Source organism: Acetivibrio clariflavus DSM 19732 (assembly GCF_000237085.1).
GTDB classification, from domain to species: Bacteria; Bacillota; Clostridia; order Acetivibrionales; family Acetivibrionaceae; genus Acetivibrio; species Acetivibrio clariflavus.
On record NC_016627.1, the window covers coordinates 852,066 to 868,567 of the forward strand.

12 protein-coding genes and 2 pseudogenes are annotated in these 16,502 nt (G+C 36.1%); 12 read left to right on the top strand and 2 right to left on the bottom strand.

All coding sequences use genetic code 11. The features are described from left to right. The first annotated feature begins 224 nt into the window (after positions 1–224). From CLOCL_RS03590 to CLOCL_RS03600, 3 genes are read left to right on the top strand one after another with little or no spacing between them, the layout of a single operon-like run. Positions 225–1,622 (top strand): 3' terminal RNA ribose 2'-O-methyltransferase Hen1, encoded by a 1,398-nt coding sequence (locus CLOCL_RS03590; protein ID WP_014254071.1) that lies wholly within the window; start codon positions 225–227, stop codon positions 1,620–1,622. After that, positions 1,619–4,231, top strand: coding sequence for a polynucleotide kinase-phosphatase (locus CLOCL_RS03595; protein WP_014254072.1), 2,613 nt, complete (start codon positions 1,619–1,621; stop codon positions 4,229–4,231). The genes CLOCL_RS03590 and CLOCL_RS03595 overlap by 4 nt, the downstream gene beginning before the upstream one ends. Before the next feature lie 39 nt (positions 4,232–4,270). Then, the gene (locus CLOCL_RS03600; protein ID WP_014254073.1) at positions 4,271–5,008 is read left to right on the top strand and encodes a PHP domain-containing protein; all 738 of its coding nucleotides are present in this window, start codon (positions 4,271–4,273) and stop codon (positions 5,006–5,008) included. 6 nt (positions 5,009–5,014) lie between these two features. Here CLOCL_RS03600 and CLOCL_RS03605 read toward each other — a convergent pair. Further along, a pseudogene (locus tag CLOCL_RS03605) lies at positions 5,015–6,564 on the bottom strand (IS1182 family transposase). Positions 6,565–6,926: 362 nt separating this feature from the next. Here CLOCL_RS03605 and CLOCL_RS03610 point away from each other — a divergent pair. From CLOCL_RS03610 to nadR, 8 genes and pseudogenes are all read left to right on the top strand, one after another. After that, positions 6,927–7,565 (top strand): hypothetical protein, encoded by a 639-nt coding sequence (locus CLOCL_RS03610; protein ID WP_014254075.1) that lies wholly within the window; start codon positions 6,927–6,929, stop codon positions 7,563–7,565. Between the two features lie 389 nt (positions 7,566–7,954). After that, entirely contained in the window at positions 7,955–8,611 is a 657-nt protein-coding gene (locus tag CLOCL_RS03615; protein ID WP_014254076.1) for a 4Fe-4S binding protein, read from the top strand. Between the two features lie 160 nt (positions 8,612–8,771). Continuing rightward, positions 8,772–10,321, top strand: a pseudogene (locus tag CLOCL_RS03620) (IS1182 family transposase). Between the two features lie 505 nt (positions 10,322–10,826). Then, positions 10,827–11,540 (top strand): MBL fold metallo-hydrolase, encoded by a 714-nt coding sequence (locus tag CLOCL_RS03625; RefSeq protein ID WP_014254078.1) that lies wholly within the window; start codon positions 10,827–10,829, stop codon positions 11,538–11,540. A gap of 133 nt (positions 11,541–11,673) precedes the next feature. Then, complete coding sequence (locus CLOCL_RS03630) at positions 11,674–12,132, top strand: C-GCAxxG-C-C family protein (protein WP_014254079.1); 459 nt, start codon at positions 11,674–11,676, stop codon at positions 12,130–12,132. A 200-nt stretch (positions 12,133–12,332) separates the two neighbouring features. Further along, a complete protein-coding gene (locus CLOCL_RS03635) occupies positions 12,333–13,160 on the top strand; it encodes an ADP-ribosylglycohydrolase family protein (RefSeq protein WP_014254080.1) in 828 nt (275 codons plus the stop codon). A 212-nt stretch (positions 13,161–13,372) separates the two neighbouring features. Then, positions 13,373–14,077, top strand: a complete 705-nt coding sequence (gene pnuC / locus CLOCL_RS03640) for a nicotinamide riboside transporter PnuC (protein ID WP_014254081.1) — start codon at positions 13,373–13,375, stop codon at positions 14,075–14,077. Next, complete coding sequence (nadR, locus tag CLOCL_RS03645) at positions 14,070–15,086, top strand: multifunctional transcriptional regulator/nicotinamide-nucleotide adenylyltransferase/ribosylnicotinamide kinase NadR (protein ID WP_014254082.1); 1,017 nt, start codon at positions 14,070–14,072, stop codon at positions 15,084–15,086. The genes pnuC and nadR overlap by 8 nt, the downstream gene beginning before the upstream one ends. Before the next feature lie 160 nt (positions 15,087–15,246). On the opposite strand, the gene CLOCL_RS03650 is transcribed toward nadR, so the two are convergent. After that, positions 15,247–15,465 (bottom strand): PepSY domain-containing protein, encoded by a 219-nt coding sequence (locus CLOCL_RS03650; protein WP_014254083.1) that lies wholly within the window; start codon positions 15,463–15,465, stop codon positions 15,247–15,249. Between the two features lie 315 nt (positions 15,466–15,780). Here CLOCL_RS03650 and CLOCL_RS03655 point away from each other — a divergent pair, with 315 nt between their 5' ends. Continuing rightward, on the top strand, positions 15,781–16,479 hold the full coding sequence (locus CLOCL_RS03655; protein WP_014254084.1) for a manganese catalase family protein: 699 nt from the start codon (positions 15,781–15,783) through the stop codon (positions 16,477–16,479). Positions 16,480–16,502: the final 23 nt, after the last annotated feature.

The window sequence follows — 16,502 nt, forward strand, 5'->3', positions numbered from 1 at the left end:
AGAAAATTACATATATAAGCAATTAATTCATAAACAGGATACATATACATTGGCTTAATCCGCTATTATTTGAACGTAAAAAATGATTTTTTCAGTGAATAAAGACATTGAATATATAATAAATAATAGGTGGTTAAGTCTAATGACCGGATTTAACCACCTTTTTAATTGATATCGAAAATTGAATTGAGATTTGGAATATATAAAGAATTTGAGGTGAAAACATGATTCTTACAATTACATATACTCAGCCGCCGGCAACGGACTTGGGTTATCTGTTGCACAAGAACCCTTCAAGACCCCAAACTTTTGAGTTAAGCTTTGGGAAGGCTCATGTATTCTATCCTGAGGCAACAAAAGAAATATGTACTGTTGCACTGCTTCTGGATATTGACCCTATTGATTTGGTCAGGGGAAGGAAAGGGGCTTCTTATGAAGGCGGGTTGTTTGATTATGTAAATGATAGGCCCTATGTAGCATCTTCATTTTTGAGTGTGGCAATATCAAATGTGTTTGGAACGGCAATGTCTGGCAAATCCAAAGACAGGCCTGAACTTGTTTCAATGGAATTGCCCCTTCAAGCCAAAATAATCATGCTTCCCTGCAAAGGAGGGGAAGAAATTATCTACCGTCTGTTTGAACCCTTAGGTTATAAAGTTGCCGTTGAAGGATATATGCTGGATGAGAAATTTCCCGAATGGGGACAAAGCAGGTATTATACCGTTAGCCTTGAAGGGAAAGTCAGACTTCAGGACTTATTAAACCATATATATGTGCTGATACCCGTGCTTGACTCTGAAAAGCACTACTGGGTTGGGGAAGATGAAATCGACAAGCTGATTCATCATGGAGAGGGTTGGTTAATTAACCATCCTGAAAAAGAGCTTATTACCGGAAGGTACTTGAAGAGAAAAAAGAGTCTTGTTAGCCAGGCCTTGAAAAGACTCTTGGAAAATAGCGGTGTAACAGCCGATGAGTATGAACCAGAAGCACCTTCACAGCAAGAAGAAAACGAAAAAAAGCTCAATTTAAACCAGCAGAGGCTTGGAACGGTAATTGCCGTATTAAAAAGTGTTAATGCCAGGAAAGTTATAGACTTAGGATGCGGAGAAGGAAAGCTTCTTCAGCTGCTCTTAAAAGATAAGAGTTTTGAGCAAATTACCGGTGTCGATGTTTCATACAGTGTTCTTGAAAGGGCTAAGGAAAATTTAAAAATTGACCGGCTGCCCGAAATGCAAAGGAAAAGAATTAACTTATTCCAGGGTTCCTTATTGTATAGGGATAAGCGGTTTTCGGGATATGATGCTGCAACTGTTATTGAGGTTATAGAGCATCTTGATGAAAACAGGCTTAAAGCCTTCGAGAAGGTATTGTTTAAGTTTGCAAGGCCTCAGACAGTCATTGTGTCTACGCCGAACAAGGAATACAATTCCCATTATGCAAATCTCTTGGAAGGAGATATGCGCCACAGGGATCACCGTTTTGAGTGGAGCCGTAAGGAGTTTGAAACATGGGCTGTTAAGGTTGCCCAAAACTACGGATACAATGTGAGGTTTTTACAAATAGGCGAAGTCGATGATGAATTGGGAAGTCCTACACAGATGGGAGTGTTTACGTTATGAAATTAACTGTACCGGAGTTATCGTTAATAGTATTGATTGGTTCTTCAGGAAGCGGTAAATCTACTTTTGCCAAGAAACATTTTAAGCCTACAGAGGTAATATCCTCCGATTTCTGCAGAGGGCTGGTGTCTGATGATGAAAATGATCAGACAGTTACCGATACAGCCTTTGAAGTCTTGCATTATATAGTCTCAAAAAGGCTTCAATTGGGGAAGCTTACAGTTGTTGATGCCACGAATGTGCAAGAATCTGCAAGAAAGCCCCTTATACAGATTGCGAAAGATTATCATTGCTTTCCTGTGGCTGTGGTATTCAACCTTCCGGAAAAAGTATGCCGGGAAAGAAATAAGAATAGGACTGACAGGCAGGTAGAAGATTATGTAATAAGAAAACACACCCAGCAGCTTAGAAAGTCGTTAAAAGGACTTCAGAAGGAAGGTTTCAGATATGTGTATGTACTCAACTCTCCTGAAGAGGTGGAGGAGGCTGAGTTTGAAATACAGCCTTTATGGAATAACAAAAAAGATGAGCATGGGCCTTTCGATATTATAGGGGATATTCACGGCTGCTATGATGAGTTGAAAATGCTGCTTGAGAAATTGGGTTACATCATTGAGGAAACTGCAGACAATACCGAAAGCTACGGTTACAGGGTAACACATCCGGAGGGAAGAAAAGCGGTGTTCCTTGGTGATTTGGTGGACCGTGGTCCTAAAATTACAGAAGTTTTAAAGCTTGTTATGAGTATGGTTAAATCCGGAAATGCCCTTTGTGTACCGGGGAACCACGATATCAAGCTTTTAAAGAAGCTCAAAGGAAGCAATGTACATATAACCCATGGATTGGACAGGACTTTGGCACAGCTTGAGAGAGAAACTCCCGAATTTATTGAAGAAGTGAAAGCCTTTGTTGACGGACTGGTTAGCCACTATTTATTGGATGACGGAAAGCTCGTTGTGGCTCATGCAGGGATGAAGGAAGAACTTCAGGGCAGAGGTTCGGGTAGAGTAAGGGAGTTTGCCCTTTATGGAGAGACTACGGGAGAAACCGATGAATACGGATTGCCGGTAAGATACGATTGGGCTTCCGATTACCGCGGCAAGGCTCTGGTCGTTTACGGGCATACTCCACAGGCTGAAGTCTTGAAGATGAATAATACAATCAATATTGATACCGGCTGCGTTTTTGGGGGGAAATTAACTGCCTACAGATATCCGGAAAGAGAATTTGTGGAAGTAAAGGCGCTGAAAACCTATTATGAGCCGGCTAAGCCGTTCCTGCCGGAAGAAGATAAGCCTGATGTTTTTGAAGTGAGGGAAGATAACGATATTCTGGATATAAATGATGTTCTCGGTAAGAGAATTATCGGAACCGGACTGATGGGCAATATTACGGTGCATGAAGAAAACTCCATTGCTGCTTTGGAGGTAATGAGCAGGTTTGCAGCTGACCCACATTGGCTTATATATTTACCCCCTACTATGTCACCGAGCGAAACCAGTAAGGAAGAAGGAATGTTGGAGCATCCTGCCGAAGCCTTTGAATATTATCGTACACGGGGAGTGGCAAGAGTGGTATGCGAACAGAAGCATATGGGTTCCCGTGCAGTGGTAATTGTGTGTAAAGACAGTCAGGCAGCAGCAAAAAGATTTGGAGTTACTGATGGAACATCAGGGATATGCTATACTCGAACCGGAAGGCATTTCTTTGATAATATGGATCTTGAGGCAGCATTAATTGACAGAGTAAGGAAGGCTTTAGACAGATCCGGATTCTGGAATGACTTTAATACCGACTGGGTATGCCTTGACTGTGAGTTGATGCCCTGGTCGGCCAAAGCGCAAGTGCTATTGAAAGACCAATATTCTGCTGTGGGCATTTCCGGCAGAGTTGCACTGGATGAGGCTGTAATGCAGATTACACGGACATCCATGAATAAAACTGTTTCCTTTGATGTGGGCAAATCTGTATCGGGTCAGAATGCAGATATAAATGCGCTATTGCAAAGGTTTACAAAGCGTTCAGAGATGATCCGCAAGTATGTAGAGGCGTACAGAAGATATTGCTGGCCTGTTAATTCCATTGATGACTTAAAGCTGGCACCTTTCCATATCCTTGCTACAGAGGGAAAAGTGCATTCAGACAAAGACCATCTGTGGCATATGGATACCATTGCTAAATATTGTGCTCAAGGGGATAGCTTAATTATTGCAACAGAACATATCCTTGTTGATGTTACCGATACGGAAAGTGTTACTGAAGGTATAAAATGGTGGGAGGATCTTACTGCCTCCGGAGGAGAGGGAATGGTTGTAAAACCCTTTGACTTTATTGTGAAGAAGGGCAGAGAACTGCTCCAGCCAGCAGTAAAATGCCGTGGGAAAGAATACCTCAGAATCATTTACGGACCGGAATACACGATGGCTGAGAATATTGAGAGACTTCGGAACCGGGCTGTCGGAAAGAAACGTTCCCTGGCTATTCGTGAATTTGCCTTAGGGATGGAAGCCCTTGAACGGTTTGTAAGGAATGAGCCGCTCTATAGAGTTCATGAGTGTGTGTTTGGAGTCCTGGCCTTAGAAAGTGAGCCGGTGGATCCCAGACTATAGTTTTTTGGAGATAAGCGCAATAGAAAGGACGGTATTGGCATGCTGGATTTCAATTGCTTTATGGACTTGCACAATCACACGAAATGGTCCGATGGGGCTGACAAAGCGGAGGATATAATAGTAAATGCCATAAATCATCAGGTGGAAGCGGTCGGGATAACCGACCACTTCTGCAATGATTATAAATACTCAATAGGGATTAATATGCTGGAAACTTATTTTAGCGAGATTGATAAGTTAAAGCAGAAGTATAAAAATTCAATTAAGGTTTTCATCGGGGTGGAAATATCATATATATCCTTGCTGAGAAATTACAGTATATTACCTTATGACCTAATAAATCAACTGGATTTTATCCTGATTGAGGACCTTGATTATATACCTGCAACGATAAATCTGGAGGTTATTGCAGCATTGCTTAATAGCATCAAGTGCGGCAAAGGTTTGGCACATACCGATTTGGCGAAATTAGCCGATAAGTATGAGGATAAGGGCGGCTTGGATTATGTCCTGGATTTTATAAAACAAAGCAATCTGTTTTGGGAGATTAACACCGATTCGGCACACGATATCTTTTTAAATATTCTTGATCCCATTAAAATAGAACAAAAAACTATAGCTGTGCTTAAAGGTATAATAAAGAGAAAAATTCCTGTTTCCGTCGGTTCGGATACTCACAGCCTGATTCAATATAATTATGAAAGGCTGAAAACAGCTAACGAAGTGGCAGAAAAACTAAATAAAACAGGGGACGGTTCGAAACCACTGAAAAAGTAGGGTTTTTTAAGCCACTTTTACAGTTTTATACAGCCGAAAACATTTAATTCTAATTTTCAAAAGCAAAAAATAATGATTATTTTTACTTAAAGAGGATACCAGTTGGGCTATCCTCTTTAAATTTACTGCCAATGCTGTTAATTTTGATTGCATTGACATGCTTCTTAAGCCGTACCCTCGGGCACGGCTTAATCCATGAAATCTCTTCATCTCTCCATTTTTCCACTCTTGACTTGCTCGTTCTTTATATTTTTCTATAAATTCCTTCGTTTTTGCTCTTTGGCTGTATTCATAATATTCAGGTATATTTACACTTATTTCTAGAGTATTTGATTTCCCTATTTTGAAGCATTGATCTTTCTTTGGACATTTTTGACATCCTTCTACATCAAACTTATATTTCCATGATTCTCGACCGTCTCTTTTTCTTATCTTTCTCTGCTTCTCTACGGTATAATTCCCATAATCACAAAACCATTGGTCCGAATCCTTATTATACGCATATTTACTCTCATCTATTTTGTATACCATTTCACTAATCGGTATGTACGCTTCAGCACCGTTTTCTTTTATTACATCTAAAATTGGCTTCCTGAAATATGCTTTATCCCCATATACCTCTTTTATTTCTATTCCGCTATCCTTTGTCAAATCAATTAATTCTTCAAATCCTGTACCGTCAACGTATGCACCGTTATATACCCTTACTGCCGTTATTATCCTTTCTTTTGTCGTCATTGCATACTCTGTTTTATATCCAAAAAACTTTCTGTTTTCGATTTATATCCTACTCTTGCATCCTGGTCTACTAATGACCTTATACTCTTTTGTTCTATAAATTTTGGGTCTTCTAATATCTCACGGGCTTTTTCTATAACTTTGCATGTTTTCGTATGTTTTTCCCCTTCAATTTTTTCTTCAACCTGCGCAATTACTTCTTCCACATAAGCCTTCATTGTCGCTTTTGCTTCTCTATGATCTGCTATTTCCTTATAGTTTGGAATATTTGTATTGATTTCTTCCGGTATCTCTCCTGCCTCTTTTTCTAAATTTTTAAATATCTTTTTGGCAATATGTTTTAATATCCTCTCGGGTACTTTTTTTACAGTATTGGCATGAGTGTGTGTACAATCAATACTAATTCCACCAGACTTAATTATATTTTTTTCTACACACTGTTTTACTACTTCCGTTATTATTTCATCCATTGTAACTTCCTGTAGCCTGTGAACTCTGAATTTTGCCAGTAAACTCGGATGGGGAAGTTCTTCTTCAGGATTAATTCCAAGAAACCATAAGTAAGCCAGATTTAATGAAGCTTCCTCGATTACACGTTCATCGGATAAGTTGTACAAATATTGAAGAATTAAAAGCCTTAACATAAGTTCAGGTTCTTTTGCAGGTCTGCCATAATATTTACAATAGGACTTTTCGAGTAGTTTATTAATAAAACTAAAATCAATTGCATTATTTATTAATTTAAGTATATGATTTTCTGGAATTTTATTGTATAATATTGAATAGATGCTTAATTGATTATTTTTATCTTTTAGCATTTAAAAAACCTCCTTTGTGGTGTTGGTTTTGCGTGATTCCATTATACCATTGAAGGAGGTTTTTTACTATATATTTGTTGAAATATATTGAATGTTTTACATTTTTTATTTGGTGTTTTTCAGTGGTTTCGGACGGTTCTCTGTTCTAAAAGGAAGAATAATATGCCAGTATTCAATAAAATTATCCGTAAGAGATACATAATGTACGAGGCCGTTTAGTTTAAGGTAAATAAATATAAAAGAAATTGAGTTAAAGACTTCTTGCTGGTAAAATCAAAGTATGTGCTTTACGCAACGCAGATAAAGCAGATATATAAAGAACTAGAATAATCAGGGGCATATCAGAGAATTGGAGGACAATTATGAAGAGGAGATATTTTATTATTTTATGTTTACTTTTTTTGTGTATGTGTTTTTTATCCTCTTGTACTAATGATGATAACCTCCCTGAGATGACTTATGATTCTCCGGATAGCGGAGGTTTTATGACTCTGGGGGGAGAGAAATATTTCTGGATTGGGCCTGTACCCAATAATATTGAAAGAGATAAAAAAGTAGCAAAGGTTAAGACGGATAATAATTTACCTAATTCATATGTTTATACGATTAAAGGTTATAACGAAAAGGACTTTTTGATCGTTGAAGAGCGTACAATAGGATTAGCTTTGGATATTTATTGCCATGAAAAAGTTACTAGCATACCTTGGGAATTTTTAGATGGAAATGTTATGGTAAGTGAAGATGAATATATTGAATTCAATGGAAAAAAATATTATTACTTTTCAAAAACTCCGGCGGACTTTTTTCCTGAAAAAGAGATTTCTCAGATAAAAAAAGACGGTAAGGCTATTCAGGTATATAAAATTGCAAATTTTCCTGAAAGCGAGTGGTTAGCAATTAAGGATGATTCTTTTTATAAAGAAGGGTATTTGCTATATTGGATAAGGGGAACTTCACTTCCAAGGGAGTTTGCTGAGATTTGGCGAGTCTACGGGAGATAGACTTTTACATATTTTATTTTCTGGAGATAAATCTTTCCAAACTAATTACATAACTGATTTTTTAATGATACTTGCAAAACTTCTCCTCCTTGGGTTTAAGTATTGGTGATCAATTCCAGGGAGGAGAACATTTAATATAATCCATTCTAGCAATCTGTCATCCTCATCTCTTGTTTTGCTAATTTCATATGTTTTTAAGTTGTTGAAAATAAATATTTTATATTTTGCTATCCTCAATAAGTGTAAATTTTCTATTGAAGTTCAATAAATACTAAACTTATTAATATATCGCAATATTCAAATATAGTAATTGACATTAATCCCGTCCATCTTATATAATGATAAATAGATACCCTAAGGGGGTATAAATTTATGTGAGGTGGATAGATATGGAAAAGGTGATTAAGTTTATTCACGATTGGGTATGGCTAATACTTATTATTTATTGTGTTGTCGGTACATTATATCCTATTATCGGTATTACCGCTTTGATATGTATGCTGGCACCTTCTGTTGTTGCAGTGTTCAAAGGGAGGATGTGGTGTGGTAATTTCTGTCCGAGAGGAAGCTTTAGTGATAAAATACTTTCAAAAATCAGCATGAAAAATAAAGTTCCGGCGCTATTAAAGGCAGCATGGTTTAGATTGACTTTTTTTGCATTGCTTATGTCAGCTTTTGCAATACAAATTGCTTTTGCCTGGGGCAATATTTATGATGTGGCAGTAGTTTTTGTAAGAATGATTATTATAACTACTGTTATAACTATAATTCTGGGCTTTTCGTACAATCATAGGGCTTGGTGCAGCATTTGTCCTATGGGTACTATTGCCCATTATGTGGCGAAATTAAAGCTTGTAAAGAAAAAATTTAAATATATTGCCTTTAGAAAGGAAAGATGCGTGGATTGTAAGATTTGCGCAAAGACATGCCCGATGGAAATAGATGTTTTGAATTATAAGAGTACAGGGAAAGTATTGGATGCAGACTGCCTAAAGTGTAAAGTGTGTATTGAAAAGTGCCCGAAGAAAGCTCTGTATATTGATTAAGTGAGCAGAACACAGAACAGGGGACGGTTCGAAACCACTGAAAAACACCAAATAAAAAATGTAAAACATTCAATATATTTCAACAAATATATAGTAAAAAACCTCCTTCAATGGTATAATGGAATCACGCAAAACCAACACCACAAAGGAGGTTTTTTAAATGCTAAAAGATAAAAATAATCAATTAAGCATCTATTCAATATTATACAATAAAATTCCAGAAAATCATATACTTAAATTAATAAATAATGCAATTGATTTTAGTTTTATTAATAAACTACTCGAAAAGTCCTATTGTAAATATTATGGCAGACCTGCAAAAGAACCTGAACTTATGTTAAGGCTTTTAATTCTTCAATATTTGTACAACTTATCCGATGAACGTGTAATCGAGGAAGCTTCATTAAATCTGGCTTACTTATGGTTTCTTGGAATTAATCCTGAAGAAGAACTTCCCCATCCGAGTTTACTGGCAAAATTCAGAGTTCACAGGCTACAGGAAGTTACAATGGATGAAATAATAACGGAAGTAGTAAAACAGTGTGTAGAAAAAAATATAATTAAGTCTGGTGGAATTAGTATTGATTGTACACACACTCATGCCAATACTGTAAAAAAAGTACCCGAGAGGATATTAAAACATATTGCCAAAAAGATATTTAAAAATTTAGAAAAAGAGGCAGGAGAGATACCGGAAGAAATCAATACAAATATTCCAAACTATAAGGAAATAGCAGAACATAGAGAAGCAAAAGCGACAATGAAGGCTTATGTGGAAGAAGTCATTGCGCAGGTTGAAGAAAAAATTGAAGGGGAAAAACATACGAAAACATGCAAAGTTATAGAAAAAGCCCGTGAGATATTAGAAGACCCAAAATTTATAGAACAAAAGAGTATAAGGTCATTAGTAGACCAGGATGCAAGAGTAGGATATAAATCGAAAACAGAAAGTTTTTTGGATATAAAACAGAGTATGCAATGACGACAAAAGAGAGGATAATAACGGCAGTAAGGGTATATAACGGTGCATACGTTGACGGTACAGGATTTGAAGAATTAATTGATTTGACAAAGGATAGCGGAATAGAAATAAAAGAGGTATATGGGGATAAAGCATATTTCAGGAAGCCAATTTTAGATGTAATAAAAGAAAACGGTGCTGAAGCGTACATACCGATTAGTGAAATGGTATACAAAATAGATGAGAGTAAATATGCGTATAATAAGGATTCGGACCAATGGTTTTGTGATTATGGGAATTATACCGTAGAGAAGCAGAGAAAGATAAGAAAAAGAGACGGTCGAGAATCATGGAAATATAAGTTTGATGTAGAAGGATGTCAAAAATGTCCAAAGAAAGATCAATGCTTCAAAATAGGGAAATCAAACACTTTAGAAATAAGTGTAAATATACCTGAATATTATGAATACAGCCAAAGAGCAAAAACGAAGGAATTTATAGAAAAATATAAAGAACGAGCAAGTCAAGAGTGGAAAAATGGAGAGATGAAGAGATTTCATGGATTAAGCCGTGCCCGAGGGTACGGCTTAAGAAGCATGTCAATGCAATCAAAATTAACAGCATTGGCAGTAAATTTAAAGAGGATAGCCCAACTGGTATCCTCTTTAAGTAAAAATAATCATTATTTTTTGCTTTTGAAAATTAGAATTAAATGTTTTCGGCTGTATAAAACTGTAAAAGTGGCTTAAAAAACCCTACTTTTTCAGTGGTTTCGGACGGTTCTCTGTTCTAAAATGATAATTATTATATGATATTGAATATATGGCTATGATGAAGGCTTTTATATTTATGTATGTGTAATTGTTGCATGAGTTATTCGAGAAAATGTGTAAAAAATGGTATAATAACAGCTGAGCTTAGAGATGAAATAAAATATATTTCGATAAAAATTATTGAAAGAACTATGTGAAAATTGTTAAGAGCAGAGCTTGCTAAAAGGGCGAAATATGGTAAAAGTTTAAGGAATATGATAGCTCGGTTTAGTGAACTAGCCGGATAATGATAAAATGTTTTTTTAATATTAATCTGAAAAGGCAATAAAAATTGAAACGTGCATATAAAAGTAAGTGAAGATAATAAGGGATGCCAACTTCATATGTTGAAAAAATTGTGTTGAATGGCTGAGGAAATTAATTCTTTTATAAAAATATAAAAAACAGATTGGAATAGTAAAAACAAATTGAGGATAGAAGCATGAAGATTATAAATGTAGGAAACAGAATAGTCAACAGCTATATTTTAAAGCTGTCCAAAGGATATTTATTAATCGATACCGGTTATCCGGAGCAGTTCAAAAGCTTTAAAAAGAGGCTGAGAAAACACAATATTAAATTAGAGGATATTGCTTATATTTTTCTTACACATGCACACGATGACCATGCCGGTTTTTTGAATGAACTGCTGGACAATTGTGACGCTAAGGTGATATTGCATCCACAAGCAGTAAACAGATTGAGAGAAGGAGTTAACTCTTTTGATGGCAGATGTACAGGTTATTTGGCTTTAGCTTTTTGTAGGGTTATGAAAATGTTTGGAAAAGGAGAACATAGGTTTCCACCGGTAGATAGACCTGACAGATATATTGTCTTAGACAATGAGCAACGATCAGCCGTTGAAATGGAGTTGTCAGGTACAATTATTAATCTTCCAGGCCATACAAAAGATTCTATTGGACTGTTACTAAGAGATGGAACGTTGTTTTGCGGTGATGCAGCAATGAATGGTTTCCCCAGTTTAAATAAAGTGACTATATGGATTGAGGATTTAAAAGAATACAAGAAATCATGGGAAGTAATACTTAATATAAATCCTTCTAAAATATATCCTTCTCATGGAAGGGCATTCTTTAAAGAAGACTTGGAGAAAAACATCCATAAGATAGATAGGATAAAGCTGTATCCTTTATAATAATTTGACTTAAAGAGTTATTATGGACTTCAGTCTTTTACACAATCAAAGATTAATGCTGTTTTTCAGAAGGTTAGTTACTTTGAAAACATAATTTACTATGCCGGAAATACAAAAAACGGGGGTATAAAAAATGAGTGCGCATTCTGATTTGGCAAAAGAGCTGTTTCAAAGAGGTTATAACTGTTCACAAGCGGTTTTGGCTGCTTTTTGCGATGAAACGGGACTGGATTTTGATACGGCAGTAAAAATATCATCTCCTTTTGGAGGCGGTATTGGGAAATTACGGGAAGTTTGCGGAACAGTTACGGGAATGCTTATGGTTATCGGTATGAAATACGGATACACTGATCCGAAAAATAAAGAAGCCAAAACAGAGCATTATGAGTTGGTTCAGAATTTGGCAAAGCAATTTGAAAAAGATAACGGTTCAATAGTATGCAGGGAATTACTGGGCCTCTCAATAAAGAATGATAGTCCTGTACCTGAAGACAGAAATGAGAGTTATTATAAAAAGCGTCCTTGTGCAGAACTTGTTGAACAGGCAGCAAAATTACTTGATGAATATATTCAGGGAAATAAAATGGAGTAAAACCGTTACCGTAATTTCAGCAGGTGAGGACAAAATTCTTTTATCCAAATTGAGTTGAATTATTTGGATTATAAGGGTTTTAACAATTGAATTATGATAAAAAAGAGATTGATTATATTTTAATTGAAAGTTTGACGATATAATTTCAATATATATGAGAAAGAGCAGCAAAAAAGATAATTTAAGGTTGGGAGATATTTATGCTGGGTGCAATTGCAGGAGATATTATAGGTTCGTTATTTGAATGGAATAACGTGAAGACAGTTGATTTCGAACTTTTCAACAGTCAGTCCAGATTTACCGATGATACGGTTATGACAATAGCAATAGCTGATGCAATACTAAATAGACTGAGCCATAATAATTATATAGTTAATGAAATTGAAGCAGAAAAAATCTATGCCTATAAGCTCAAAGAATATGGCAGAAAATATCCTAATGTGGGCTATGGTCGAATGTTTGAGCAGTGGCTGTCAAGCGAGGAATTGAAACCATACAATAGCTATGGAAATGGCTCTGCAATGAGGGTTAGTCCCATAGGTTTTGCCTTTGATACTTTGGAAGATGTACTTGAAGAGGCTAAAAGAAGTGCAGTTGTAACTCATAATCACAAGGAAGGAATAAAAGGTGCTCAGGCTGTTGCTGGTGCAGTTTTTTTAGCCAGAACAGGCAACAGTAAAAAAGATATAAAAGATTTTATTGAAAAGAAGTTTGGCTATAATCTTAACCAGCACTTGGACGATATAAGACCTAATTACAAGTTTGATTCATCGTGCCAGGGTTCTGTGCCGCAAGCGATCATTGCTTTCCTTGAGTCGGAAAATTTTGAAGATGCTATAAGGAAAGCTATTTCAATTGGAGGAGACAGTGATACAATAGCTTGTATTGCAGGAGGAATTGCACAAGCATACTATGGGGAGATACCCGGTTTTATTGTCGATAGAGTAAGACTTATTCTCGATTCGGAGTTAAAAAGGATTTTGAACACTTTTAATGATAGATATGAGATCGGGATTAACAAGAGTTAAAAAACTGAATTCTCCTTCTTATATTTTTGATAAACTCTTTTTTTAATATTGTCCACTTAGATTGAATTCCGTTATAATGCATAATATTAATTGGTAAAATACAAATTGTTGACTGATTTTTGAATTATGCTATTTTGTATTATTGCCTTTTTTCCTTTATAAAATCTGATAGTCTATTTATTGAAATAAAAAATACGGAATGGAAGATGAATATGGAGAAAATTGTTACTTTTATAAAGGATGAATTATCCGGCTGGAAGCTGTGGGAGATTTTGTGGATTACCATATCTACCATAGCAATTCTGTTGATTTCTATATACTTGAATGAAAACTTGGCCGGAATTATTATGGCCATAACTGGGGTTATATGTGTTGTACTGACAGGAAAAGGTAAAGTTTCATCCTATGCCTTTGGAATGGTTAATACTGTGCTCTATGCCTTTGATGCCTATGGTGCAAAGTATTATGGCGATGTAATGCTAAATGTTTTATACTATGCCCCTATGAATATAGTTGGCTGGATAATGTGGAATAAGCATATGAATGCAGAAACAAAAGAAGTTGAGAAGAAAAAGTTGAAAGGTACTGGTATTGTAAGTTTATTTATAAGCTCTGCGATGGGAATTTTCCTATACGGTTTGATTTTAAAGAAAATGGGGGGGAATCTTCCTTTTGTAGATGCTTCAACTACAGTACTATCTGTTGTGGCCCAGATTCTATGCGTAAAGAGATATATGGAACAGTGGGTGCTTTGGATTATTATTGACACAGTTTCGGTATACATGTGGGCTGTAGATTTTATGAATGGTGGAGAGAATATTGCAACATTGATTATGTGGTGCATTTATTTGTTAAATGCTGTTTTCATGTTTATTAAGTGGTATAGAGAAAGCAAGAGGAGTGGAAAAAGTGTATAATGTTGGAATATATGGTGGGGTTTTTAATCCGCTGCACTTAGGACATATACGATGTATAATCGAAGCGGCAAATCAATGCAAGGAGTTGCACATTATTATAAGCTGTGGAGTAAATCGCAAGGAGATACCGCCGAGAGTACGGTATCGATGGATATATCAAGTTACAAAACATATAGGCAATGTAAAGATACACTTTCTTGAGGACTATGCACCGGAAAAGACAGCTTATTCAAAAGAGTATTGGCATAGTGATGCACAGAAAGTAAAAGATATGATAGGAAAACCTATTGATGTGGTTTTCTGTGGAAGTGATTATGATGAAAATAGTTATTGGAAGCAGTGTTATCAAGAAAGCGAGCTTTATATTATCAAAAGGAATGGAATCAGTTCCACAGAGATACGAAAGAATCCTTATGCTAACTGGGATAGTATACCGAATGTTGTAAGAGAATACTATGTCAAAAAAGTTCTGCTTATTGGTGGGGAAAGTACAGGAAAATCAACTCTCACTATAAACTTAGCCAATTACTACAATACCAATTACGTTGAAGAAATCGGAAAAGAAATTTCTATGCGTTCAGGAACAGATAGATTTATGCTTCCAGGTGATTTCACTGAGATTCTGCTGGCCCATAAAATGAAAGAACTAGAGGCAATTAAGCATAGCAACAAAGTACTGTTTATTGACACCGATTGTTTGATTACCAGATTTTATATTGATTTTCTGGATGATCCGCAAAATGAAAAGGAGAAAAACAAAGTACTGGCGGATGCAATTTCCAATTTGAACCATTACGATTTGGTATTTTATTTAGAGCCCGATGTGGAATTTGTACAGGATGGAGACAGGCATGCTCAAATAGCCTTCGATCGGGAAAAATATGGAAATCAGATAAAGAGATTATTTGATGAGCGTGGTATAAAGTATATCAGCGTTGGCGGAAGTTACCATGAACGCTTTATGCGTGTCACATCGGAAGTGGATAAATTACTTGGTATTGTTAGATAGAATGATAAGAAATTCATGGATTAAGCAGGTAGAGTATTTTATGTAAACAAAGGGTTTTTAATGCATTAGTTTCTTCTCGAGTGTTGTACCCGGGACACTAATGCTGGAAAACCCTATTTTATTTGTTGCAGAAACATATCAATACAGAAATCTGCATTGATTAATTATCATCAAAATCAATATCAACTATTGCGCCGGTAGCAGCGTTTACTTTTACTTCGTAAACCCCATAGACTACCCTGATTTTTACTTCATAAACCAACATACCATTCTCAGTATCCAGTTCAACTCTGATTACCTGTCCTGGAACTCGTTGCAAAGCTATTTGTACTGCTTGTTGTTGGGTAATTTGGCGATTGTACCAAGGGTTATATGGCATATGGGTATACCCCCTTAATATAAAAAATAGTTTACATAATATAGTATGCAAATATATATAATTTAGTGCTAAAGAATGCCAAGAATATTGACTTGCCGGAAGTTGAGAACATTTATACCATCTATAAGAATTGAACCTCAACATTATCAAAAGTAACATAAAATCAATAAAATTTCACCGATTTGACGGTATTTCCTATAAAAATGCTAAGCATTGGCATATCAATGAATTGCATATGTTTATAAAATAAATCAAACAATAACTTCATGCAATAAACTTTCAAGTTTTTTGGAGATTATAGGAGGAGAAAAGTAGATGTTTAAGCATGAAAAACAATTATTGCATGAAGTTAGAGTAGATGCACCAAATCCCAACTATGCAGCCATGCTGCAGGAGCAATTGGGAGGACCTCAGGGTGAACTAAAAGCAGCTATGCAGTATCTCTCACAAAGTTTACGTATAAAAGATGCTGCCATTAAGGATTTGTTCCTGGATATTGCGGCTGAGGAATTAAGCCATATGGAAATGATAGCTACTACAATAAACCTATTAAATGGACATAACCTGGATGCGCAAAATACTACGGTGGGGAATATCCAGGCGCAGGTGCTTACAGGACTTTCACCCGTGCTTACCAATGCATCGGGACAATATTGGACAGCTGCTTATGTCAATGTAACCGGTGACCTTGCAGCAGACCTTTTATCAAATATTGCTGCAGAACAAAGGGCTAAAGTAGTGTATGAATACCTTTACAGGCAAATAAACGACAAAGGTGTAAGAGAGACAATTGACTTTCTTTTGAACAGAGAGGAAGCTCATAATACTATGTTTAGAGAAGCCTTTAACAGAATACAGGACAGCGGTTCGCAAAAAGATTGGGGTGTTACTCAAGACTCCAAGCTCTACTTTGACCTGTCAACACCGGGTAAATTCTTTGATGTAAGCAATCCTCAGCCACCGAGCTTTAAAAATCCCGATCCAAATGTACAAGATAGCAGTCAGCAACATTAAAAGGAGAATAAATAGCCTGGAAT

What these genes read in the sequence shown, in the direction of transcription:
- CLOCL_RS03590 (WP_014254071.1), top strand. Translation starts at nt 225, where the DNA reads ATGATTCTTACAATTACATATACTCAGCCGCCGGCAACGGACTTGGGT.
- CLOCL_RS03595 (WP_014254072.1), top strand. Translation starts at nt 1,619, where the DNA reads ATGAAATTAACTGTACCGGAGTTATCGTTAATAGTATTGATTGGTTCT.
- CLOCL_RS03600 (WP_014254073.1), top strand. Translation starts at nt 4,271, where the DNA reads ATGCTGGATTTCAATTGCTTTATGGACTTGCACAATCACACGAAATGG.
- CLOCL_RS03610 (WP_014254075.1), top strand. Translation starts at nt 6,927, where the DNA reads ATGAAGAGGAGATATTTTATTATTTTATGTTTACTTTTTTTGTGTATG.
- CLOCL_RS03615 (WP_014254076.1), top strand. Translation starts at nt 7,955, where the DNA reads ATGGAAAAGGTGATTAAGTTTATTCACGATTGGGTATGGCTAATACTT.
- CLOCL_RS03625 (WP_014254078.1), top strand. Translation starts at nt 10,827, where the DNA reads ATGAAGATTATAAATGTAGGAAACAGAATAGTCAACAGCTATATTTTA.
- CLOCL_RS03630 (WP_014254079.1), top strand. Translation starts at nt 11,674, where the DNA reads ATGAGTGCGCATTCTGATTTGGCAAAAGAGCTGTTTCAAAGAGGTTAT.
- CLOCL_RS03635 (WP_014254080.1), top strand. Translation starts at nt 12,333, where the DNA reads ATGCTGGGTGCAATTGCAGGAGATATTATAGGTTCGTTATTTGAATGG.
- pnuC (WP_014254081.1), top strand. Translation starts at nt 13,373, where the DNA reads ATGGAGAAAATTGTTACTTTTATAAAGGATGAATTATCCGGCTGGAAG.
- CLOCL_RS03650 (WP_014254083.1), bottom strand. Translation starts at nt 15,465, where the DNA reads ATGCCATATAACCCTTGGTACAATCGCCAAATTACCCAACAACAAGCA.
- CLOCL_RS03655 (WP_014254084.1), top strand. Translation starts at nt 15,781, where the DNA reads ATGTTTAAGCATGAAAAACAATTATTGCATGAAGTTAGAGTAGATGCA.